This is a genomic window from Kribbella sp. NBC_00482 (assembly GCF_036013725.1).
Taxonomy (GTDB): domain Bacteria; phylum Actinomycetota; class Actinomycetes; order Propionibacteriales; family Kribbellaceae; genus Kribbella.
Genome location: NZ_CP107881.1, coordinates 4539632 through 4562144 on the forward strand (window position 1 = coordinate 4539632; position 22513 = coordinate 4562144).

Here is a 22513-nt window from a genome sequence, read left to right on the forward strand (position 1 = left end):
ATCTGCGATCAGCGAAGTGCGTTGATCGCAGCCGCCACCTCGGCCGGGTTGGAGATCGGCGTCAGGTGGTTGGCGTTCGGGATCAGCGTCGGCGCGGGCGCTCCGATGCGGGTAGCGGTCTCGGTCGGGTTGCCGCCGTTCGTGTCGTCGGCGCCGAAAACGACCGCTTTGGGGAGCTTCAGAGCGCTCAGCTTCGCCAACCGCTCGGGAGCGACCGCAGGGATGCCATGAGCGGTCATCTGCCAGACCGCCTTCTCGGCACCGGGCTGCCGGAACGGGCGGGTCCAGTCGTCGACAACCATCTCCGGGCAGTCGGGGGCGCAGACGTTGTTGTAGATCTTCTTCAGCAGCCAGCCCTGGTCGAGCACCAGCCGGAACAGCGATGTCCGGTACGGCGGGACGATCAGCCACCGCGGCGGCCCGGCCTGCCCGCCCGGCAACGGCAACCCGTCGCCGTCGAGGAACATGATCCCGTCGATCCGGTCCGGCGCCTCCAGCGTCGCCTCGGCTGCGATCCCCGCGCCGAGCGAGTGGCCGACCAGGATCGGCCGCGGCTCACCCGGCCCGCCGAGGTGCATCGCGTCCAGGAACCCGAGCAGCTGCGCCGCGAGATGCTCGATCGTGTACGGCGCCTTGCGCTCGGAGTACCCGTAGCCGGTCATGTCGTACGCATACACACGATGGTTGGTGGCGAGCAGCGGTACGAGCCGCGACCACGTGTCGACAGACTCCGCTGACCCGTGCACGAGTACGACGGGTGCTCCCGACGTACCCCAGCTGTCGTAGCGGGTGTTGATGTCGCCGGCCTGCACGTACTTGAGGCCGGGTGGAGGTGCTGCGGTTCCGTTGGTGACGAGGTTGTAGCCGAGAGATGCCGCGGTGACGACCAGCCAGAGCCCGAGAAGTCCCAAGAACCCCCGCCACAGGAACCGTTTCACAGCGCCTAGTTTGTCAGGCCCTCGTTCTGCAGTTGCAGGATGCGCTGGGACTCGGTGAGGACCGCGGGGGAGGCGAGGGACTGCCAGCGCACGATCTGTTCCTGCAGGAACGGGCGCAGCTTGAGCGCCCGTTTGGCGTCGTGGTCGAGGACGTCGAGCTCGTTGACGATGGTCAGGTCGACGAAGTCGCGGAGGTCCTCGCTGCCGAGCTCCTCCGACGTACCGGTGAAACGGTCCGTCACGGTGCGGTGCTCGGCGAGGTCGCGCCAGGTGGTCTCGCGGTCACAGGCGCCGTACCGGTAGACGATCAGCTCGGCTTCGGTGCCGATCACCGACTCCAGGACCGGGCGCTCTGTCTGCCAGTCGAACAGGTGCGTCCGGAAGCCGTCGGTCCCGTACGCGGCGTGGGCGAGGCCGGCCAGCACCAGGGCGTCGGACGCGCCGAGGGAGCTGAGGCGCTTGGCCACGCGATGCAGGTGGACGTACAAGCTTCCGCCCGCGTGGTCGATCTCATCGGCGCCGCGCACCATCAGCAGCGAACCCAAGTCCTGGAAAGTGCTCATCTGACCCCTTCTCACCCCGGAGCGGCCAAACCCCTCGACCAGATCAAGGCCCACCGACCCGGCCCAGGTCACCCACGGTAAGGCCAACTCCCCACCCCCGCCCACCACTTCGGCGTGCCGTTTGAGTCACATCGCGTTCATTCCCCGTTCCCCACCACCCCTGACCGGCTCAGCTCGTTGCTGTCGGCAAGGGGTTGAGGGCGTGCCGGGTCTGTTCCAGGAGCAGGTGGAGCATCGGGTTCGCGCTGTGCTTCGGCCAGATCAGGGCGAGCACGTTCGGCTCGGCGTCGACCAGCGGCAGCCAGGTGAGTCGCGGATGCGCGAAGTAGGTGACCGTGGACGCCGGAGCGATCCAGCAGCCGTGCCCGGCCGCCACCAGGTGCAGGCACTCCTCGGGCGTCCGGGCCTGCGGTCCGAAGAGCGCACGAGTGCCGTCCGGGCGCGGATCGATGAACCAGAAGTCGACCACGGCCGCGGGCATCCCGTCCCGGGGACCGATGACCGGTACGTCGGCGAGGTCCGCGATCCGCAACGTCGTCCGCGACTCCAGCCGATGCCCGGGCGGCAGGGCGACCCAGCGGTCCTCCTGGATCAGCGGATGGATCGTGAACCGCGGATCGTCCCCGATCGGCAGCCACAGGAACGCCGCGTCCGCTCGCCCCTCGATCAACGCGTCGATCTCGTCCGGCAGCGTGTGCGACGCGATCGGCCGGAGTTCGAGCTCGGGCGCCTCCTGCCGGAGCGCGGCTTCGACCGCGGGCATGAAGTGCGCCGTACTCTGCGCCTTGAACGCGATCCGCAGCGGATCCGGCCGCCCGGCCGCCGCCAGCCGTGCCTCGGTCACCATCGCCTGCGCCGACGACAACAGCGCCGCGCCCTGCTTGAGCACGACCTCCCCGGCCGCGGTCAGCTCGATCCCGGTCGGGCGCCGCTCGACCAGCGGCGTACCGACCACGCGCTCCAGTTGCCGGATCTGCCCGCTGACCGCCTGCTGCGTCAGGTTGAGGGTCCGCGCGGCCCGCGTCATGCTGCCCTCCGCCGCGACGGCCTCGAGCGACTCCAGCAGCCGCAGGCTCAGATCCACGCCTCCCATGGTGGCACAACGATCCGTTGTGGCCTCGCCAACAAGTCTCTGTTTCCGCACCGCGCGATCTGGCGGGACGATCGAAACATGGGAGAAAGAAGAGGATGACGCTGCAGGGCAGAACGGCACTCGTCACCGGTTCGTCGAAAGGGCTGGGCCGGGCGATCCTGCTCCGGCTCGCCGCCCAGGGCGCGAATGTCGTGGTCAACTACTCGCGCGACGAGACCGCCGCGGCCGAGGTCCTCGACGCCGCGAAGGCGCTCGGCGTCCGGGCGATCTCGGTCGCCGCCGACGTGTCCGAGGTCGACGGCATCCAGCGGCTGTACGACGCGACGCTCGACGAGTTCGGCCAGGTCGACGTCGTGGTCGCGAACGCTGGCATGGAGAAGGTCAACGTCCCGGTGGCCGAGGTCACCGAGGAGGACTTCGACCTGCTGTTCCGGGTCAACACCAAGGGCCCGTACTTCGTGCTTCGGGAGGCGGCCCGGCGGATCGCCGACAATGGCCGGATCATCACGATCTCGTCCAACACCACCACGGTCCCGCAATTGGGCGTCGGCCTGTACGGCACCAGCAAGGTCGCGACCGGCTACCTGGCCCGCGTGCTCGCGCTGGAGCTCGGGCCGCGCGGGATCACCGTGAACACGATTGTCCCGGGTCCGATCGACGGCGCCGGAATCTTCACCGATCCGGCGAACGACGAGTACAAGCAGAGCCTGGTCGCGATGGTGCCGATCGGCCGGCTGGGCACCACCGAAGACGTCGCCGGTATCGCCGCGTTCCTCGCGAGCGACGCGGCCGGCCTGATCACCGGGCAGCAGATCGTCGCCGACGGCGGAATGCACTGAGATCTTCTGAGGGAGAGAAATGACAGGAACCATGCGTGCGGCCCAGGTCCAGCAGGCGGGCGGCCCGTTCGTCGTCACCGACGTACCGATCCCGGAGCCCGCGGAAGGGCAGATCCGGGTCAAGGTGCACGCGTGCGGCATCTGCGGCGGCGACGCGATTCCGCGGAACGCGCTCTTCGGTACGACGCTGCCGCGGATCCCCGGCCACGAGATCGCCGGCGTCGTGGATGCGGTCGGCGCTGGTGTCACGGTCTGGGAGGCCGGGCAGCGGGTCGGCGTGGGCTGGTCCGGTGGCGTCGACTTCACCTGCGAGTTCTGCCGGCGCGGCGACTTCACGAACTGCGTGAGCCGCAAGATCGTCGGAGCTTCGTACGACGGCGGATACGCCGAGTACCTCGTGGTGCCGCAGGACGCGGTGGCGCGGATCCCGGAAGGACTGAGCTTCGAGGACGCGGCGCCGTTGATGTGCGGCGGGATCACCGCGTTCAATGCGCTCCGGCACGCGCACGCCGGGCCGGGGGACACGGTGGCGGTGCAAGGGGTCGGCGGGGTCGGGCACCTGGCGATCCAGTTCGCCGACAAGATGGGCTTCCGGACCGTGGCGATCAACCGCGGGCGGGACAAGGAGAAGCTCGCCCGGCAGCTCGGGGCGGACGAGTACATCGACAGCACCGAGGGCGACGCCGGTGAGGCGCTGAAGGCGCTCGGTGGTGCGGCCGCGATCCTCGCGACGGTGTCTCGCGCGGAGCTGCAGTCGGACCTGGTGAAGGGTCTGCGCCCGAACGGTCAGCTGATCGTTCTCGAGGGCGGTGACCCGATCGAGGTGACCGGTCACGCGCTCGCCGACGGGCGGTTGTCGGTGTCCGGCTGGTACTCCGGTGTTGCCCAGGACTCCGAGGACACGTTGAACTTCGCGGTCCTGAAGAACATCCGGCCGATCATCGAGACCTACCCGCTCGAGCAGGCCGAGGAAGCTTGGCAACACCAGCCCAAGGCGAACCTCCGCATCGTGCTCAAGACACAGCCCGAATAATTTCCAGAACCCCGTCCGCAACCACCTCACACGGTTGCGGACGGGGTTCTGCATTTCCTGCCCGTGGTTGATCAGGGAAGGTGACCGACCACGGGGAGCCTGTTCGTCGGGATCAGGCAGGACTCAGTTGGGCGCCCAGTGGGAGCTCAGTCGAGGTCGGCGAGGGCCTTGCGGGCGGCTTCCAGTTCGGCCTCGAGGGCGGCGACCTTGGCGGCCTGCTGGGAGCGGGCCTCCTCGATGACCTCGTCGATCGGGGTCGACAGGTCCTCGTGCAGCTCCTTGGCCGCACGCGACACCGCGGCCGCGGCGACCGCCAGGTCACGCGCCAGGTAGGTCGTGCCCTGCTTCAGCTCGGCGCGCCACTCACCGTCCGCCGTCCCGGTGACGGTCAGAGTGAGCTCGATGGTCTTCGTCTTCTTGCTCGCGGCCTTCTTGGCCGGCGCCTTCTTCGGCTTCACGGCCTCGGTGGGCTCCGCGGGCTCGGCCGGCGCCGGGGTGGAGGTGGATTCGGGGGCGGCCGTCGACAGGTTGACCGGGTCGGGAGTGTCGGCGAGGTCGGACGGCGTCTCAACTGCCAGAGTGTCTACAGTCATCGTTGCGGCGATCTCCTTCGGGAACTGACGCGGGACGACTATTAGAACACATGTTCGATTTATACGCCAACCAGCCTGCGCAGGAAACGATCTACCTGGTCCTCCAGGGGTGGTAGATCGGCCTCCGGCTCGTTGATGCGGATCGAGACCGCGCCGTGCACCGCCGAGCGCAGGTCGAGTGCCACTGCCGCTGCGTCGTCCGCCGGTGCGAGCCCTGCGTCCATGCAGGCCTGAACGGCCGCGATCGCCCGGATCGACAGCTCCTCCTTGAAGACCAGGTGCATGCGCCGGTTCAGCGTGCTCTCGTGCAGCACCTTGTAGAGACCGGCGTACTCACGCGACCAGCTGCCGAGGAACAGGACTCGCGCGCGGAGCCGGCGTACCGGATCGTCGCCGCCGCTCGCCTCGGCCTGTTCGAGGTCGCGCAGCAGGTCGGCGGTGGACTGCTCGAGCGCCGCGAACACGAGCTCGTCGCGATCGCTGAAGTGGATGTACACCGAGGTTGCCGCGATCCCGACCTCACGGGCCACCGCGCGCAGCGAGAGCGCCTCGTCGTCGCCGAGCTCGTTCAGCATCTGCAGCGCCGCGTCGATGATCTCGCGACGGAGGAGCTCGCCCTGCCCGCGCCGGTTCCGGTTCCGCGTCGTCCCTGCGTCCATGAACCCGATTGTATTGCAACGGACGTTGCCTTACAGTCGTAGCACTACAGTTGTTCACTTAAGGATGATCATGAGCGAACGCAACAAACGGACCGTCCTCGACTTCTACGAGGTGGGTCTGAACGGGGAGACGTCTGCCAACGCGAACGGGATGTTCTAGTGACGGCCACGGAGGCGGTGCCGCAAATTGAGGTGCGGCGGTGGTGGGCGCTGGGGGCGGTGGCTACGGCGCAGTTGATGGTGGGGATCGATCTGACGATCGTGAACATCGCGTTGCCGTCGATGCAGCAGGACCTGGGGTTGTCGGATCCGTCGCGGCAGTGGGTGATCACCCTGTTCGCGCTGGGGTACGGCGGACTTCTGCTGCTCGGTGGACGGATGAGCGACCTGATCGGGCGTCGGCGAGCGCTCCTGATCGGGCTGACCGGATTCGCGCTGGCCTCCGCGCTGGGTGGGGCAGCGACCGGCGGGGCGATGTTGCTGACCGGACGTGCGCTGCAAGGCGTGTTCGGTGCGTTGCTGACTCCAGCTGTGCTGGCAACGCTCGCGGCCTCGTTCCCGGCACCGGCGGAGCGTGGAAAGGCGTTCGGGATCTACGGCGCCGTCATGGGCAGTGCGTCCGGACTGGGCATCCTGGCCGGCGGTGTGCTGACCGAGTACCTGGACTGGCGCTGGTCCATGTTCGTCAACCTCCCCATCGCCGTACTGGCCGCGGCAGGTGTCCTGTACGCCGTCCCTCCGGTGCAGCGCACCAATGGTGTGCGAGTCGACATACTAGGTGCGCTGCTGGCGACCACTGGGTTGATGGCAGTGGTGTTCGGATTCGGCAGAGCGGAGTCGGACGGGTGGAGCTCGCCCACGACGTACGGGTCATTGGCTGCCGGCGTGGCGCTGCTGGCAGCGTTTCTGGCAGTGCAGGCACGAGTGGCGTCCCCGCTGCTCCCGCTGCGCGTGGTGCGAGACCGCAAGCGAGGTGCGTCGTACCTGGCCGTCTTCAGCTTGGCGATCGGCATGTTCGCGGCGCTGTTCTTCCTGACCTTCTACCTGCAGACAGTCCGCCACTACTCGCCGATCCGGGCCGGTCTGAGCTTCCTGCCGCTGACAGTCGGCCTGATGATCGGCGTACGTGCCGTGAGCCGCCTGTTGGCCAAAGCGAGTGTGCGGGCGCTCATCTGCCCCGGACTGCTCACCATTGCGGCAGGTCTCGCACTGCTCGGCGTCCTGCGCCCGGACTCCGACTACTGGCTGCAGGTCATGCCGGTGTTCCTGCTGGTCGGTCTGGGCACCGGCTGGGTCCTGGTCACGGCCAACAGCACAGCCACCCTGGGCGCCGGCTCTGACAGTGCGGTGGCCGGTGCCATGGTGATGACGTCCCAGCAGGTCGGTGCATCACTCGGTACGGCGCTGCTCAGCACAGTCGCCGGAACAGTAGCCGCGCACTCCGACGCCGTCCACGGGTTCAACGTGGCCGGCGTCGGAGCGGCAGGCTTCCTGTGTGTTGCTGCGCTTGCTGTCTACGCAGTCGCCTCGGAGCGGTCGCCGGACCACTCCAGGTGATAGCTGCCCTCACGGTCGACGCGCTTGTAGGTGTGCGCCCCGAAGAGGTCGCGCAGACCCTGGATCAGGGCGGCAGGTAGCCGCTCGGCCCGCAGGCCGTCGTAGTACGACAGCGCCGCCGAGAACCCCGGAGCCGGTACGCCAACGGTCGCCGCGGTCGCGACAACCCGTCGCCAGGCCTCCTGCCCGCTGGCGACTGCTTCCTTGAAGTAGTCGTCCACCAGCAGTGAGGGCAGCGACGGGTTCCGGTCGTAGGCCTCCGTGACGCGGTCCAGGAACCGCGCCCGGATGATGCAGCCGCCGCGCCAGATCTTGGCCATCGCGCCGAGGTCGATGTTCCAGTCGTACTCCTCGCTGGCCGCCCGGATCGCGTCGAAGCCCTGTGCGTAGGCCACGATCTTCGACGAGTACAGCGCATACCGCACGTCCTCGATGAACGCCTTCCGGTCGACGTCCGCCTTCACGTCGGAAGGCCCGGGCAGTACGCCGGCGGCGGCCTCCCGCCGTACGACGTCACCCGACAGCGACCGCGCGAAAACGGCCTCGGCCATGCCGCTGACCGGGATGCCCAGGTCGAGCGCGGACTGCACGGTCCACCGGCCGGTGCCCTTCTGCTCCGCCTGGTCCAGGACGATGTCCACGAACGCGCCGCCCGTGGTTGGATCGGTCTGGCTGAGGACCTCGGCGGTGATCTCGATCAGGAACGACTCGAGGTCGCCGGTGTTCCAGTCCCGGAACACGTCCGCGAGCTCCGCCGGGGTCAGGTCGAGCACGTGGCGGAGCAGGTCGTACGCCTCCGCGATCAGCTGCATGTCGGCGTACTCGATGCCGTTGTGCAGCATCTTCACGAAGTGGCCGGCGCCGTCCGGGCCGACGTGCACGCAGCACGGCTCGCCGTCGACGTGCGCGGAGATCTTGGTCAGCATCGGCTCCAGCGCCGCGTACGACTCCGGCGAGCCGCCCGGCATGATGCTCGGGCCGTTCAGCGCGCCCTCCTCGCCGCCGGACACGCCGCTACCGACGAAGTGCAGGCCTTTCTCGCGCAGCGCGGCCTCGCGGCGCCGGGTGTCGGCGAAGTGCGCGTTACCGGCGTCGACGACGATGTCGCCTTCGGCGAGCAGCGGCACCAGCTCGTCGATGACCGCGTCGGTCGGTGCGCCGGCCTTGACCATGATGATCACCTTGCGCGGCTGCTCCAGCGACTCGACGAAGCCCGCCAGGTCCGTGGAGGGAACGAACTCGCCCTCGGAGCCGAACTCCGCGACCAGCGCGTCGGTGCGGGCCTGGGAGCGGTTGTGCAGGGCGACGCGGAACCCGTTGCGCGCGAGGTTCCGGGCGAGGTTGCGGCCCATCACCGCGAGTCCGGTGACGCCGATCTGGGCTTTGGCAGAACTCATCGAAATCTCCCGCAGTCTCAAGTTGTGTGCGGGGTCCAGTCTGCCTGAGGCCTTCTCAACCACAAACATCGGTGGTAAACATCTCAGAAATCGATTTCCCATCACGAAGGAATCCGCCCATGCTCCGTCGTGCTGTCGTCGTGTTGATGTCCTCGGTGCTGATGCTGACCGGCTCGGTGTCGGCTTCTGTTCCGGCGTCGGCCGGAACGTCCGGGAGCAACGGACCCGTCGGCTGGGAGGTGTACCGGAACCTCGACCGCCTCCCCGAGTTGCAGACCGCTGTCCGCACAAAACAGTTCTCCAGCTTCGGCCGCGACGGCACGAACAACGACGGCTTCGACGGCACCTATTCCTGCCTGCGTACGACGGATGCGGGCTGCGTGATCGCCGAGGACAGCGGCCCCGGTGAGGTCGCGTCGATCTGGTTCACGCGCGACGAGGGCAACGTCACCAAGGCCGGCACGATCACCGTCGAACTCGACGGAAAGCAGGTCCTGCACGGTTCGTTGCAGGACATCGTCGACGGCAAGCTCGGCGCGCCGTTCAGGTATCCGTTGGTCGCGAACGGCGTCCAGACCAGCGGCGGCGTCTACATCCGCGTCCCGATGCCGTACCGCTCCTCGATGCGGATCACCACGCAGACGAATCCGTACTTCTACCACGTCGACTACCGCCAGTTCCCGGACGCGAACGGCGTACCGACCTTCGACCCGAGCGACAAGGCCGAGGACGTTCTCGCCCTGCTCAACGCGGCCGGCACGAAGGATCCCAAGCCCGCGCGGCCCGACGCGAGGACCACGAGTACGCCGTTGAACCTTGCCCCAGGCAAGCAGGTGACGCTGGCCGACGCCCGCGGTGGTGGTGAGCTGAGCGCGCTGCGGCTGAAGCTGCCCGACCTCGTCGGCCTCGACCTGAAGAGCCTCGCCGATGACGGTCGCGCGTTCCTCGGCGGTAGCACGTTCACGCTGAAGATCGACCCGGCGAATACGGGCGTGAAGCTGACCCGTCGGATGGATCTTCGGATCGGCAACCAGCGCGCGAAGATCCTCGTCGACGGCGTACCCGCCGGCGAATGGGCGCCGCTCAAGGCGCAGGGCGCGCAGTGGCACGATCAGTCCGTCGACCTCCCGGCCGCGCTGACCGCGGGCAAGTCGCAGATCACGATCACCAACGAGTTCGTCTCGTCCGACCTGGACTTCAACGAGTTCGTGTACTGGGCGGACTCGACGGTCGGCGGTCAGGTGAAGCGCACGGACACGCTCGACGTCGGGCCCAATCACGTCGCGGACGAGCAGGCCCACGGGTACGCGATCACCCAGCAGAACTGGAGCGGCGAGCACGCCATGTCGTACGCCGCCACGGATGCGGACGCGGCCCGCGTCAAGCCATCGGACACGCTTCTCGCGGGTGTGCGGGTGCAGGTGACGATCGACGGCCAGAAGCGCGTCGACGCCCCGCTCGGCGAGTTCTTCGGCTCCGGTCTCGGCGAGAACCCGGTCCACTCACTGTTCTTCGCCATGGACCCCGACGGCTGGTACTCCTCCTGGTGGCCGATGCCGTACGCCGCGCGCGCCACGGTCACGCTCGTCAACAAGACGACGTACCCGCTGAAGGGGCAGGCCGAGGTGACGTCGGTGCGCGACGGCCGAAAGGCAGCGGACCTGGCGGCCGGGAAGATCGGCTACTTCACCGCGATCTCGACGCGCGGCGAGACCACGCAGGGCAGCGACTGGACGTTCGCCGACGTGGCCGGCCGCGGCAAGTTCGTCGGCGTCTCGCAGACCATGGAGGGATTGCTTGCCGACGGCAACACTCGCGGCTACCTGGAGGGCGACGAGCGGGTGTACGTCGACGGCGAGCGGACACCGGCGATCCACGGCACGGGTACCGAGGACTACTACGAGTCCGGCTGGTACTTCAACGCCGGCACCTACTCGACTCCGCTCCACGGCAACTCCGCGCACGAGGTCCGGGCCGGGTTCTGCACCAACGAGTGCGACGGCGCGTGGCGACTGCACATCACCGACTCGGTCGCCTTCGAGAACCAGCTCGACTTCAGCATCGAGCACGGCCAGCAGGACGACCACCCGGCGATCTACGGCTCGACCGCCTTCCTTTACACCGCGTCAAAGTTCGGCGCCAGGGAAACCGACCGGATCGACACCGGCTCGGCGAGCAGCCGTCAGCCGCACGGGTACGTCGACAACGGCACCCAGGCCGACCTCAGCTCCGTGTACGAAGGTGATCACGACGACATCACCCTGACCGACCAGGTCCGCTCCAGCACGCAGCCGATCCACTTCCGCGTGAAGACCGACCCGGCGAACCGTGGCGTCACGCTCCGTCGGACCAGCGACCAGAACGCCGCCGGCCAGTCGGCACAGGTGATTGTCAACGGCAAGAATGCGGGCACGTGGCTGCAGCCACTCGGCAACACTCATCAGCGCTGGCTCGACGACAACTACCAGTTGCCTGCAGCAATCACGGCCGGCAAGAGCCGCCTCGACATCGAGCTCCGGCCGACCGGGCCGGCGTGGACCGCTTCGTCGTACGTCGTCCAGTCGCTGACAGCGCCGTACCGCGACAACCGGGCGCCCGGCGCGGTCGGCGGCGTGACTGCCACCGGTCGCTCCGACAACGCGATCAACGTGACGTGGAACGACATCGGCGACGACAGCGGGGTCGCGTACTACAACGTGTACGGCGCAACGGCTGGCGGTGCAGAGAAGTTGCTTGGTACGTCGCCGCTGCCGGGCTTCCTGCATCGCGGCCTCGGGTTGCACGAGACGTGGACGTATCGGATCGCGGCGGTCGATCTCGCCGGTCACACGGGTCCGAAGTCGAGCGCTGTGCAGGGCACGAGTGGTAGCACTTTGCGGGTTGAGGGGGAGTCGATGTTGCCGCCGGTGTCGTCGACCGTCGCGGTCGATCCGCAGGGGAACTGTTGCGGGGTCAGCTGGTCGGGTGGCGCGCAGGCGTGGATCCACGGGACCAAGGCCGGAGACAAGACCGTGTTCCGGTTCAACGTCCCTACGACAGGTTCGTACGAGTTGTCGACGGTGCTGACGAAGGCCGCCGACTACGGGGTCGTCGACGTAGGGATCGATGGGAACGCGGCGGTCAGCTTCGACGGCTACCAGGCGTCTGGTGTCGGTACACAAGCAATTGCGCTCGGCGCCGTCCAGTTGGCGGCGGGCGATCACCAGTTCGTGGTGACAGTTACCGGCAAGAACGGGGCAGCAACCGGCTACCTCGTCGGAGTGGATCTGCTGGATCTTAAGCTCACCCCGTGAACCCTTTGGAGTCCCGTCGTACCGCGCTCGTTCTGATCGACCTGATGCCCCGGATCATCGCGCTGGAGACGGCGCCGCTGAGCGGATCGGTCGTGCTCGAGCGATCCGTTGCGATGGCTGCGGCGACGCGGTCCGCCGGCGGTCTGGTGGTGAACGTCCGGGTCGATCGGCCCGGGGTGGAGGTGCAGCCGGAGGGCAGCGGGTTCGCAGCCGAGGCTGCGCCGCAGGCCGGTGACCTGGTGATCGTCAAGCAGACGATCGGCGCCTTCGGACGCACGCCCCTCGACGCCGAGCTGCAGTCCCGCGGCATCGCGACCGTCGTACTCGCCGGCATCGCCACGAACTTCGGCGTCGAATCCACCGGCCGCGCCGCCACGGACCTCGGCTACGAAACCTTCTTCCTCACCGACGCCATGACCGGCCTCGACGCCCACGCCCACACCTTCGCCCTCACCTACACCTTCCCCCGTCTCGGCACACTCAGCACAACCACGGAGTACCTCAACGCCCTGACCAAGTAACCACCACACGCGGCCGTCCTGCGAATGGTCTGCAGGTCGACAGTACGTATACCTCCACTGGCGGGCGATCCGGCCTGCCGCCCGGTGCACGGTGGCGGGTAGTAGACGTATACGTACTGTCGAGCTGCAGCGTTCGGCGGACTGGGTGTACCCGTGGGCGTCCCCGCCACGACGGCTCACACCGAGTCGTGGCGTTTGGCTGCCCGGCATAGGACGGTTATCCCCGCGATTGGTGCGTTCTCTACTGATACGCGAGGGGAGAACCCGTCGTCAGGTGAAGAGGTTGGTGTTTTCGTGGGTCCAGGACTGGAGGGTTCGGGCGGGGTGGCCGGTGACCTCGGGGATTGTGTTGTTGACGGTGGTTTCGTCGATGGTGCCGTTGGCGAAGAAGGATTCGATGGCTTGGGCGTAGGGCTCCGGCATGGAGGCGTGGAGCGCTTCGTGGGTTTCGGCTCGGCTCATTGGGTACGCCGTCAGCGGGCGGTTGAGGGCCTCGGCGAGGATGGTGACCTGTTCGACCGGGGTGAGGGCGACCGGGCCGGTGAGACGCAGTACCTCGCCGTCGTGGGAGCCCTGTAGTGCGCGGGCCGCTACGTCGCCGATGTCGCGTGGATGGATCGTCGACACCGGTACGTCGGGGAACTGCACCCGCACCTCGTCGCCGGCCGCCAGTTGATCACGCCAGCGCAGGGTGTTCGACATGAACGAGTTCGGCCGCAGGAACGTCCACTCCAGTCCCGCCGCGCGGACCGCTTCCTCGGTGGCATGGTGATACGCGGCAACAGCGTTCGTCAGCTCGCCGTCGAGAGAACTGCTCGACAGTACGACGACTTTCCGCACCCCGGCCCGCACCGCGTTCGTCAGCAACTCCTCGAGCCGGTCGTAACCGCTCAACAGGAAGATCCCGGTCACCCCGGGCAACGCGTCAACGAACGTCTCCGGCCGGTTGAGGTCGCCGTACACGGGCTCGATACCACCGGGCAGTTCGCGCGCCGAGCGGATCAGCGCCCGTCCCGGAATCCCTTGTTCCGCCAGCGATTGCGCCACGGCACCACCGGCATTTCCGGACGTACCTGTAATCAGAATCGTCACCCGCGCAACCCTGTCACATCCCGCCCCGCGCGAACAGCGTCACCAGCCCCGGAACGCGTCGGCGGCGGCGCGGAGGCACATGCTGGGGTCGTCCTGGTGGTAGACGCGTTCGTCGGGTTCGATGTTGTCCAGGAACCTTTGGTACGTGACGGCGTAGGCGAGGAACCCGAGCACCTTCATCGGCCGGATCGCTCGCAGCGGGTCGCTGCCAGGTGCATGCTTCTTCCACGCCGCGCACCAGACGTCCGTGACGTGCGGATGCTTCGCCGCGGGCAGGAATTCGTGCAGGCGCTGGACGTCGAGAGCCGGGTGGCCGATGAACGCGTCGGCCCAGTCGACGATGACCCGGTGGGTGCCGTCCGACCGCCAGTTGCCCGGATGGAAGTCGCCGTGCACGACCGTGATCGGCAGCCCGGCCGAGTGGAGGTCGTCGACGATGTCGGGAAGCTTCGTCACCAGCTGGTCCAGTTCGGGGGAGAGCGCGACGCGAGGCACAAGCCGCGTGACCTCCGCGACCAGGTCCTCCGGTAGCAGGCGAGGGGCCGCGAGCGTGTCCGCCTCGGAGGCAAGGGCGGCTTGAGCGGCGACCCAACGGCTCACCACGTTGTCGACGGTCGCCTGGTCCGGCTCCCAGCAGTCGATGCCCGGGGCGTGGGCCAGGAGCGACCACCGGTTGTCCGTCGACTGCCCGAGTACGGCGGGCGCCAGCGTCGCGTCGTACCGGTGGACGTGCTGGATGATGTCCGCGTCGATGCTGCCGAACCGGCTGGTGGCCTTGGCCCATGCGCCGGGGAAGCGGATCAGGCACGACAGGTTCCACGTCTTCACCTGTACGGCGTCGTGCGGTCCGACGATGTTCTGCGCCCACTCGATCAACCGCCCCGGTCCGTCGATCTCGGCCCACGTCGATCGCAACGGATCGGGCGCGATGATCGAGTCCCATGCGGGCAGCGGAGTCGCGTCGAGTACGCCGTACCGTGGTTCGCCGAGCGCCTGGACGTGGTACACGACCCGCCCGCCGCGGCCGATCTCGGCCTCGTCGGCGTGAACGAGTCGCAGTACCACTGTCCGCACCCCGAGCAGCTCGTCGAGATGCCGGGTGATCGCCTCGACCTCGGCCCACCACCCCGGCTCGACGTCGAACGCCGGCGCCTGCCCGACGTACCGATCGCCGACGCTGACCAAAGCCTCTACCGTCTTGAACTCCACCCGCTTACTGTCGCGTGATCCGGTGCCAAGTGCGAGCGCCCGACTTGAGCACCACGCCCGCGTCGAGCTCGACTGCCGCGGCCGGGTCGTCGATCCGTACGCCGTCGATCGTCACCGCGCCTTGCTGGAGCAGACGACGCAGCGCAGAGTTGCTGTCGTTCGGACGAACAGCACGCAGCAGGTCGAACGCCGTCACGACCTCACCGGTGACGAGGATTTCGGGCATCTCGTCCGGTTCGGAACGCTCGGAAAACGTGTGACGAAAGGCGTCCAGTTCGGACTTGGCGACGCCGGCGCCGTGGTACCGAGTCACGACCGCAGCCGCCAGCCGGAGCTTGGCGTCACGCGCTGCCGGTCCGGTCGCGTCCGCGAGCGCGGCCACCGTCTCGACGGGCAGTTCGGTGTAGACCCGCGCGTACGCCTCGACGAGCGAGTCCGGGATGCTCATCAACTTCCCGAACTTGTCCCGCGGGCTGTCCGTCAGCCCGATGTAGTTGTTGAGCGACTTCGACTGTTTGGCCCGGCCGTCGATCCCGGGCGTGATCGTCGTCGTGATCACCACCTGCGGCGGCGCGCCCAGCCGTTGCTGGAAGTGCCGCCCGAGCTGCTCGTTGAACAGCTGGTCCGACCCCACGATCGTCAGGTCGCTCTGCATCGCGAAGCTGTCGTATCCCTGCAGCACCGGGTACACCAGCTCGTGTACGGCGATCTCCCGCCCGGCCGCGACTCGCTCGCGGAACATGTCGCGGCTCATCAGCTGCGCCTGCGTGACCTGGGCGAACAGACTCAGCAGCTCCGCCACCGGCATCGCGTCGTACCACTCGGAGTTCCGGCGTACCTCGAAGACGCCGGGATCGGTCCGCAGTACCAGCGACACCTGTTCGAGGAACGATGCGGCGTTCGCGTCGATCTGCTCGCGCGTCAGGACCGGCCGGGTCTCGGAGCGCCCGGTCGGATCGCCGACGCGGGTGGTGAGGTCGCCGAGCAGGAACACGACCCGGTGCCCGAGGTCCTGCAACTGGCGCATCATCCAGAGGTTGACCGCGTGCCCGAGATGCAGGTCGGGCGCGGTGCAGTCGACGCCGTACTTGATCCGCAGCGGACGCCCGGACTCCAGGCGCTCGCGCAGGTCGTCCTCGCCGACGATGAGGTCGGTCGTACGGCGTAACCGGTCGATGACAGCGTTCATGAGGTTCCTCTCGGGACGAGGCACCTCTGAACCAGTGCCTCCGGCAAACGGAAAGAGGCAGGAACCGGACGGTTCCTGCCTCGGAGGCTCTGGGTGCAGCGACTGCGGGGACTACCGAATGCCGACTCCTCCCAGAGCCGGTCGATAGGTCGCGCAGTGCTTGGTCACACTCTGAGGCTAGCAGCCGCTGGGCACCCCTTGGAATCCGATTAGGCTCAGGATGTGATCGACGAGCGGGTTGTGCTGGTGGACGAGAGTGGGCGTGCGGTCGGGACCGAGGCGAAGGCGGCGGTCCACCACGCGGCGACGCCGTTGCATCTCGCGTTCTCCTGCTACGTGGTCGACGCGGCCGGGCGGGTGCTGCTGACCCGGCGGGCGCTCGACAAGCCCACCTGGCCCGGCGTCTGGACCAACAGTTGCTGCGGGCACCCACTCCCGGGTGAGCCGCTCGAGCAGGCAGTACGGCGCCGGCTCGCGGATGAGCTCGGGATCGTCACGGATACAGTCGAGCTGGTGCTGCCGGAGTTCCGGTACCGCGCCGAGATGCCGACCGGCATGGTCGAGAACGAGATCTGTCCGGTGTACCGAGCGTGGTGGACCGGTGACCCGACGCCGAACCCGGCCGAGGTCGCGGACTACCGGTGGGCCGAGTGGAACGACGTACGGCAGCTTCCCGACCTCTCGCCCTGGTGCCTGTTGCAACTGGACGAGCTTCCGGAACCGCCGGTGGACTGGCCGATCGCCGACCCGACCCGGCTACCGCCCGCCGCCCAGCTCCAGCTCTAGGAGATCCCCGTGTACGGCGACCGCCGCCGTACTCGCATGACCTGCCGCGCCGATCGCGAGCAGCGCCGGACTGGTCGTCGTACCGACCGCGTAGACCCCAGGCATGGTGGTCCGCCCGCCCTCGTCCGTGACCACCGCGCCGTCCGCGACCTGACAGCCGAGCCGCTCGGCCAGATCGCTCTGCTGATGCTGCCGCACCACCACGAACACGCGCCGCGCGGCGAGTTCAACCCCATCTAGCAGCACGGAACCTTCCCGCACCTCTTTGACAGGCTCGGTCCGCACAGCCACCCCGGCTCGAGCCAACTGATCCACCTGTATCGCCGTCAGTTCGTCCCCGTCCGTGCACAGCGTCACGTCGTCGCTCCACCGGCTCAGCAGCAACGCCCGCGCGACAGACCGCTCCGGCGACCCGCGCATCCCGAGCTGTACCAGCGGCTGATCCCGCACCTCCCACCCATGGCAGTGCGGACAAGCCACCACCGACCGTCCCCACCCGTCGGCCACCCCAGGTACGTCGGGCACCTCGTCCCACAACCCGGTCGCCAGTACGACAGCCCGCACGCGCTCGCCACCGACCACGAACGCGTCACCATCCACGTCCACGTCGTCGACTCGCGTGTCCCGCACCTCGACGCCGTACGCCGCCACCTGCCGCCGCCCCACCGCCAGCAGCTCGCCCGGCGCAAGGTCCTCCGCGCCGAGGAAGTTGTGCACGTGCGACGCCGCCCGGTTCCGCGCCTGCCCGTCGTCGAACAGCACCACCTGCCGCCGCGCCCGTCCCAACGTCAGCGCCGCCTGCAGCCCGGCCACACTCCCACCAACTACCGCAACATCCATGCGTTCATGATACGAGAGACATCATCTCGTATTTTAAGACAGTTCACGGAGGAGGTCAGGACCCGACCACGAGCGGCGGTCGGTCTCGGCCGCCCGGATCAGCTCCACCAGCCGCGCGTTCACTGGCGCGGTCCGCCCAAGGGTCTCGGCGAGCCGGACGACCTCGCCGTTCAGGTAGTCGATCTCGGTCGTGCGACCGGCCTCGAGGTCCTCCCACATCGACGTCCGTGCGAGTGGATCGACGGCGAGCACCTTGCTCGCGAGCCGGCGGAACAGGAAGTCCGGCAGCCGAAGGACAGCGGGGAAGCGGTGCATCGGGACGGCCAGTAGCTGGGCCGGCCGGATCCCGGCGGCGTCGAGGAGCCCGAGGGTCTCGGCCTGCGCCGCGGCCAGGCAACGACGGTACGCGCGCTGCGAGAGTTCGTCGCGCAACGGCAGGTTCGACAGGGCGTTGATCGGGTTGTTCAAGTTCAGCAGGAGCTTCGCCCACTGCACCGGAAGGATGTCGTCGTGCTGCGCGAGCGGCAACCCTGCCTGTTCGAAAGCCTTCAGGTACGGCGCCAACGCGGCGTCCCGCTGTACGTCGAGCGCGCCCTCCGTGCCCTGGTGGAAGACACCGGCGCCCCGGTTCAGCACGTTGAACGGGACCATCCCGGTCACCACGACCTGCTCGGTCAACCGCGACCGCAGCGTCTCGCCGTTTCGCACGCCGTTCTGGAAACTCACCACCACGGTCCCCGGTGAGAGCACGTCGGCCAGTTCCTCCGCAGCGCTCTCCGTCGCCGCGGACTTCACCGTCACCAGCACCAGGTCCGCGTCGGCCGCGCCCGCCGGTGTCGTCTCGAACGGCACGTCGGCGACCCGGAGGTCCGCTCCCAGGTAGTCCGTCAGGTGCAGGCCGTGCGTCGCCAGTTCGGCGGCCATGCGTGGGCGGCCGACGAACGTCACCGGCGTACCGGTCGCGGCCAGCCGGCCACCCACATAACACCCGATCCCACCTGCGCCATAGACAGCGATCACGGGGAAACGGTACAGCCCTAGTGCAGGCGGACTCGCGGGTCGAGTACGGCGTACCCGATGTCGACCAGGATGTTCGAGATCACGACTGCTGCGGAGGCGAACAGGACGATGCCGATGATCACCGGCAGGTCCTGCTGGTTGATCGCCACCACCGCGGTCTGTCCGAGTCCTGGGAGGCTGAACACGGTTTCCGTGACGACCACGCCGCCGATCAACTGCCCGAGGTCGATGCCGAACTGCGTGACCACCGGCGTCAGCGCGCTGCGCAGGCCGTGGACGACGACCACCCGGCTCTCCCGGATGCCCTTCGACCGCGCGGTCCGGATGTAGTCCTCACCGAGAACGTCCAGCATCGAGCCGCGGGTCAACCGGGTATACGTTGCTGCCAGCAACAAGGCGAGCGCGACCCAGGGCAGCAGCAGGTGCTGGAACCAGGGCCCGACACCGGCGGTGAGCGGCGAGTAGCCGCCCGCGGGGAACCAGCCGAAGCCGGACAGCGTGAGCCGGAAATACAGGAAATACAGCAGCAGCAACCCGAGCAGGAACGACGGGAACGAGTAGAAGAACAACGCGAACAACGTCAGCCCGCGGTCCGCCAGCGACCGCGGATGGGTTGCCGAGATGACGCCGTTGAACACGCCCAGCGCCAGCCACAGTACGGCCGCACCGAGTGCCAGCGACACCGTGATCGGCAGCGCCTGCCCGATGATGTGCGTCACCGGCACCTGGTGGTAGTAGTCGTACCCGAGGTTCCCCTTCACCGCGTTGCCGAGGAAGTGCAGGTACTGCTGCCAGACCGGCAGGTCGAGACCGAGCCGGTGCTTGATCAGCGCGATCGTCTCCGGCGTACCCTGGCGGCCGGCGAGCGTCTGCGCGACGTTGCTCGGCGCAACGAAGAACAGTGCGAACACCGCCACGCTGATCAGCCACAGGACCAGGATCCCGTGGCCGATCCGGCGGAGCAGGAACATGGCCATGATCAGGTCCGATCTGCGCGGGGGTCGAAGGCGTCCCGGACCCCGTCACCGAAGAGGTTGAAGGCGAGCGTGGTGACCAGCAGCGCCAGACCGGGGAACAGGATGAACCACCAGGCGGTCGTGTAGTAGTTCTGCGACTCGCTGATCATCCCGCCCCAGTCGGGCGTCGGCGGGGGCAGTCCGAGCCCGAGGAACGACAACGTCGCCTGGGTCACGATCACCACGGGAATCAGCAGCGTGGTGTAGACGATCACCGGCGCGATCACGTTCGGCAGTACGTCGACGAACATGATCCGCCGGTCGCCGGCCCCGAGCGAACGGGCTGCCTCGACGAACTCCCGCTCCCGCAGCGACAGCACCTGACCGCGGACGATCCGGGCCACCGACGCCCAGCTGAAGCAGCCGATCACCAGCACCGTGACGGTCAGGCTCGGCCCGGTCACGGACACCAGCGCGATCGCGACCAGCAGGAACGGCACCGACAGCACCACGTCGATCAGCCGCGCCAGGACGGTGTCGGTGATCCCTCCGAGGAACCCCGCCGCAAGCCCCAGTACGACGCCGATGACGACCGTGATGGCGGTCGCGATCACGCCGACGAGCAGCGAGATGCGGGCGCCGTACGCGATCCGCACCAGGATGTCGCGGCCGAGGTCGTCCGTCCCCAGCCAGAACGTGCCGTTCGGTCCGCGCGGCAGGCCGTCCGGCGTCAGCCCGATGTCGCGGTACTGCTCGTTCGGCGGATGCCCCGTCACGGCCGCGAACACCGGCGCGAGGACCGCCATCAGCACGATCAGCACGATCACGACGAGCGAGATCATCGCCACCTTGTCCTTGCGCAGCCGCCGCAACGCGAGCGAGAACGGACTCCGCCCCTCGATCGCCTTCGGCTCGTCGAGAACATCGACCATCTCGATAGCCGCGGTCATGATGCCTTCAGGTCCGGTACGGCGGTGGACAAGTCTTCGCCCACCGTCAGTGGGTAGATGCATGCGGTGCGATGGGCGGGGTTGTCGTCCAGGACCGGCTCCAGAACGGGTTCCTCGGCGGTGCAGTCGAGCCGTGCTTTCGGGCACCGGGTGTGGAACCGGCATCCGGTCGGCGGGTTCGTCGCGGCCGGGATGTCGCCGCCGAGGATGATCTGCTCACGGCTGTCGGCGGTGTCCGGGTCCGCCACCGGCAGCGCCGACAGCAGTGCCCGCGTGTACGGGTGCCGGGTCTGCCCGAACAGTTCCCTGGTCGGCGCCAGTTCGACGATCTTGCCCAGGTACATCACCGCGATCCGGTCGCTCACGTGCCGGACCACGGACAGGTCATGCGAGATGAACACGTAGGTGAGGTCGAACTCCCGCTGCAGATCCGACAGCAGGTTGATGATCTGCGCCTGGATCGACACGTCCAGCGCCGACACCGGCTCGTCGCAGATCACCAGCTTCGGCCGCAGTGCTAGCGCTCGCGCGACCCCGATCCGTTGCCGCTGGCCACCGGAGAACTCGGCCGGGAACCTGTTGTAGTGCTCGGGATTCAGCCCGACCAGCTCCATCAGCTCCTGGACCTTCTTCTTCCGCTCGTTGCCGGCGGCAATTCCATGAATCGCGAATGGATCGCCGATGATCGACCCGACCCGACGGCGCGGGTTCAGCGAGCCGTACGGGTCCTGGAAGATCACCTGCACGTCCCGGCGGAGCGGCCGCATGGCCTTGCGCGAGAGCTTGCTGATCTCCTGGCCCTCGAACCACACCGACCCCGACGTCACGTCGTACAGATGCGCCATGCAACGAGCGAGCGTGGACTTTCCGCAGCCGGTCTCACCGACCAGTCCGAGCGTCTCGCCCTTGTGCACCTCCAGCGAGACCCCGGCGACCGCCTGCACCACCTCCTTGGAATGTGTCGGAAACTCTTTCCGTACGTCGTCCACCTTGAGCAGTACGTCGTTCATGAAGCCACCGCCTCGTTCACGTCGTGGGGGAGCCAGCACGCGGATTGATGACGCGGGTCGCCGCCCACGTCGGTCAGCGGTGGCGGCTCCGAGCACTTGTCGAACACGTGCGAGCACCGGGCCGCGAACGGGCAGCCCTTCGGCAGGCTGATCAGGCTGGGCGGCGTCCCCGGGATCGGGGTCAGCCGGTCCTCGCTGCGGGCCGGCAGGGAGGCGAGCAGACCCTGCGTGTACGGGTGGTGGTTGCGGTAGAAGATGTCCCGGCGCGGAGCGCGTTCCATCACCGCGCCGGCGTACATGACCACGACCTCGTCGGCCATCTCGGCCACCACGCCGAGATCGTGGGTGATCAGGATGATCGCCGTACCGAACTGTTCCTGCAGCCGGCGCATCACGTTCAGCACCTGGGCCTGGACCGTTACGTCGAGCGCGGTGGTCGGCTCGTCCGCGATCAGCAGCGCCGGGTCGAGGGCCATCGCCATCGCGATCATCACCCGTTGCCGCATCCCGCCGGAGAACTGGTGCGGATAGTCGTCGATCCGCTCCGCCGCCCGCGGGATGCCGACCAGGGTCAGCAGTTCGGCGGCCCGTTTCCGGGCTGCCTGCTTGCCGATCGTCAGGTCGTGCGCCCGGATCATCTCCACGATCTGCCAGCCGATCCGGTACTGCGGGTGCAGGCTGGACAGCGGATCCTGGAAGATCATGCCGATCTGGGCGCCCCGCAGCCGCCGGAGCGTCGCCTGGTCCGCGGTGATCAGGTCCGTGCCGTCGAAGTACGCCGTACCGGAGACTGTCGCGCCGCGGGTGAGGCCGGTGATGGTCTGGGTGGCGACGCTCTTGCCGGACCCGGACTCGCCCACCACGGCGAGCGTCTGGCCGGCGTCCACGTCGAACGACAGCCCCCGGACGGCACGGACGGTACCGTCCGGGGTGTCGAAGGAGACCTTGAGGTCCCTTACTTCAAGCAGGGCCATG

At 68.1% G+C, this 22513-nt stretch carries 21 protein-coding genes; 6 read left to right on the plus strand and 15 right to left on the minus strand.

From position 1 onward, the window contains the following. Positions 1–8: 8 nt before the first annotated feature. The 3 genes from OHB24_RS22315 to OHB24_RS22325 form a co-directional block, all read right to left on the minus strand. Positions 9–938, minus strand: coding sequence for an alpha/beta fold hydrolase (locus tag OHB24_RS22315; RefSeq protein WP_327632737.1), 930 nt, complete (start codon positions 936–938; stop codon positions 9–11). Between the two features lie 5 nt (positions 939–943). Continuing rightward, positions 944–1501, minus strand: a complete 558-nt coding sequence (locus OHB24_RS22320) for a DUF6817 domain-containing protein (protein WP_327632738.1) — start codon at positions 1499–1501, stop codon at positions 944–946. Positions 1502–1670: 169 nt separating this feature from the next. Further along, a complete protein-coding gene (locus OHB24_RS22325) occupies positions 1671–2585 on the minus strand; it encodes a LysR family transcriptional regulator (protein ID WP_327632739.1) in 915 nt (304 codons plus the stop codon). A gap of 104 nt (positions 2586–2689) precedes the next feature. Here OHB24_RS22325 and OHB24_RS22330 point away from each other — a divergent pair, with 104 nt between their 5' ends. Together OHB24_RS22330 and OHB24_RS22335 are read left to right on the plus strand one after the other, a co-directional pair. Beyond that, positions 2690–3433: an SDR family oxidoreductase gene (locus OHB24_RS22330; RefSeq protein ID WP_327632740.1), complete on the plus strand. Its 744-nt coding sequence runs from the start codon at positions 2690–2692 to the stop codon at positions 3431–3433. A gap of 19 nt (positions 3434–3452) precedes the next feature. After that, positions 3453–4466, plus strand: coding sequence for an alcohol dehydrogenase catalytic domain-containing protein (locus tag OHB24_RS22335; RefSeq protein WP_327632741.1), 1014 nt, complete (start codon positions 3453–3455; stop codon positions 4464–4466). Between the two features lie 146 nt (positions 4467–4612). Here the strand turns inward: OHB24_RS22335 and OHB24_RS22340 are convergent, their stop codons facing one another. Together OHB24_RS22340 and OHB24_RS22345 are read right to left on the minus strand one after the other, a co-directional pair. Beyond that, entirely contained in the window at positions 4613–5059 is a 447-nt protein-coding gene (locus tag OHB24_RS22340) for a DUF6319 family protein (protein WP_327632742.1), read from the minus strand. A gap of 59 nt (positions 5060–5118) precedes the next feature. Further along, complete coding sequence (locus OHB24_RS22345; RefSeq protein ID WP_327632743.1) at positions 5119–5718, minus strand: TetR/AcrR family transcriptional regulator; 600 nt, start codon at positions 5716–5718, stop codon at positions 5119–5121. A 159-nt stretch (positions 5719–5877) separates the two neighbouring features. Between OHB24_RS22345 and OHB24_RS22350 the strand changes: the two genes are divergently transcribed. After that, entirely contained in the window at positions 5878–7275 is a 1398-nt protein-coding gene (locus OHB24_RS22350; RefSeq protein ID WP_327632744.1) for an MFS transporter, read from the plus strand. Here OHB24_RS22350 and gndA read toward each other — a convergent pair. Then, complete coding sequence (gene gndA, locus OHB24_RS22355; RefSeq protein WP_327632745.1) at positions 7233–8672, minus strand: NADP-dependent phosphogluconate dehydrogenase; 1440 nt, start codon at positions 8670–8672, stop codon at positions 7233–7235. The genes OHB24_RS22350 and gndA overlap by 43 nt on opposite strands. A 119-nt stretch (positions 8673–8791) precedes the next feature. Between gndA and OHB24_RS22360 the strand changes: the two genes are divergently transcribed. Both OHB24_RS22360 and OHB24_RS22365 read left to right on the plus strand, forming a co-directional pair. Further along, positions 8792–11965 carry a DUF2961 domain-containing protein gene (locus OHB24_RS22360; RefSeq protein WP_327632746.1) on the plus strand — a complete coding sequence of 1058 codons (3174 nt, stop codon included), beginning with the start codon at positions 8792–8794 and terminating at the stop codon, positions 11963–11965. Next, complete coding sequence (locus OHB24_RS22365) at positions 11962–12486, plus strand: isochorismatase family protein (RefSeq protein ID WP_327632747.1); 525 nt, start codon at positions 11962–11964, stop codon at positions 12484–12486. The genes OHB24_RS22360 and OHB24_RS22365 overlap by 4 nt, the downstream gene beginning before the upstream one ends. Positions 12487–12756: 270 nt before the next feature. Here OHB24_RS22365 and OHB24_RS22370 read toward each other — a convergent pair whose 3' ends face one another. Genes OHB24_RS22370 through tyrS form a run of 3 tightly spaced genes read right to left on the minus strand, consistent with a single transcriptional unit; the run spans position 12757 to position 15976 of the window. Beyond that, positions 12757–13578, minus strand: a complete 822-nt coding sequence (locus tag OHB24_RS22370) for an NmrA family NAD(P)-binding protein (RefSeq protein ID WP_327632748.1) — start codon at positions 13576–13578, stop codon at positions 12757–12759. A gap of 39 nt (positions 13579–13617) precedes the next feature. Next, entirely contained in the window at positions 13618–14787 is a 1170-nt protein-coding gene (locus OHB24_RS22375; RefSeq protein WP_327632749.1) for an aminoglycoside phosphotransferase family protein, read from the minus strand. Positions 14788–14791: 4 nt separating this feature from the next. Continuing rightward, on the minus strand, positions 14792–15976 hold the full coding sequence (gene tyrS / locus OHB24_RS22380; RefSeq protein WP_327632750.1) for a tyrosine--tRNA ligase: 1185 nt from the start codon (positions 15974–15976) through the stop codon (positions 14792–14794). Positions 15977–16198: 222 nt separating this feature from the next. On the opposite strand from tyrS, the gene idi reads away from it, so the two are divergent. After that, positions 16199–16762, plus strand: a complete 564-nt coding sequence (idi, locus tag OHB24_RS22385) for an isopentenyl-diphosphate Delta-isomerase (RefSeq protein WP_327632751.1) — start codon at positions 16199–16201, stop codon at positions 16760–16762. Here idi and OHB24_RS22390 read toward each other — a convergent pair. Genes OHB24_RS22390 through OHB24_RS22415 form a run of 6 tightly spaced genes read right to left on the minus strand, consistent with a single transcriptional unit; the run spans position 16733 to position 22512 of the window. Continuing rightward, positions 16733–17602, minus strand: a complete 870-nt coding sequence (locus OHB24_RS22390; RefSeq protein ID WP_327632752.1) for an NAD(P)/FAD-dependent oxidoreductase — start codon at positions 17600–17602, stop codon at positions 16733–16735. The two genes, idi and OHB24_RS22390, sit on opposite strands and share 30 nt — an antisense overlap. A 33-nt stretch (positions 17603–17635) precedes the next feature. Next, a complete protein-coding gene (locus tag OHB24_RS22395; protein ID WP_327632753.1) occupies positions 17636–18622 on the minus strand; it encodes a 2-dehydropantoate 2-reductase in 987 nt (328 codons plus the stop codon). A 17-nt stretch (positions 18623–18639) separates the two neighbouring features. Further along, complete coding sequence (locus OHB24_RS22400) at positions 18640–19599, minus strand: ABC transporter permease (protein ID WP_327632754.1); 960 nt, start codon at positions 19597–19599, stop codon at positions 18640–18642. A gap of 2 nt (positions 19600–19601) precedes the next feature. Continuing rightward, positions 19602–20528, minus strand: coding sequence for an ABC transporter permease (locus tag OHB24_RS22405; protein ID WP_327632755.1), 927 nt, complete (start codon positions 20526–20528; stop codon positions 19602–19604). Next, on the minus strand, positions 20525–21538 hold the full coding sequence (locus OHB24_RS22410; protein ID WP_327632756.1) for an ABC transporter ATP-binding protein: 1014 nt from the start codon (positions 21536–21538) through the stop codon (positions 20525–20527). Before OHB24_RS22410 ends, OHB24_RS22405 begins: the two co-directional genes overlap by 4 nt. Then, positions 21535–22512 carry an ABC transporter ATP-binding protein gene (locus tag OHB24_RS22415; protein WP_327632757.1) on the minus strand — a complete coding sequence of 326 codons (978 nt, stop codon included), beginning with the start codon at positions 22510–22512 and terminating at the stop codon, positions 21535–21537. Before OHB24_RS22415 ends, OHB24_RS22410 begins: the two co-directional genes overlap by 4 nt. Position 22513 lies beyond the last annotated feature (1 nt).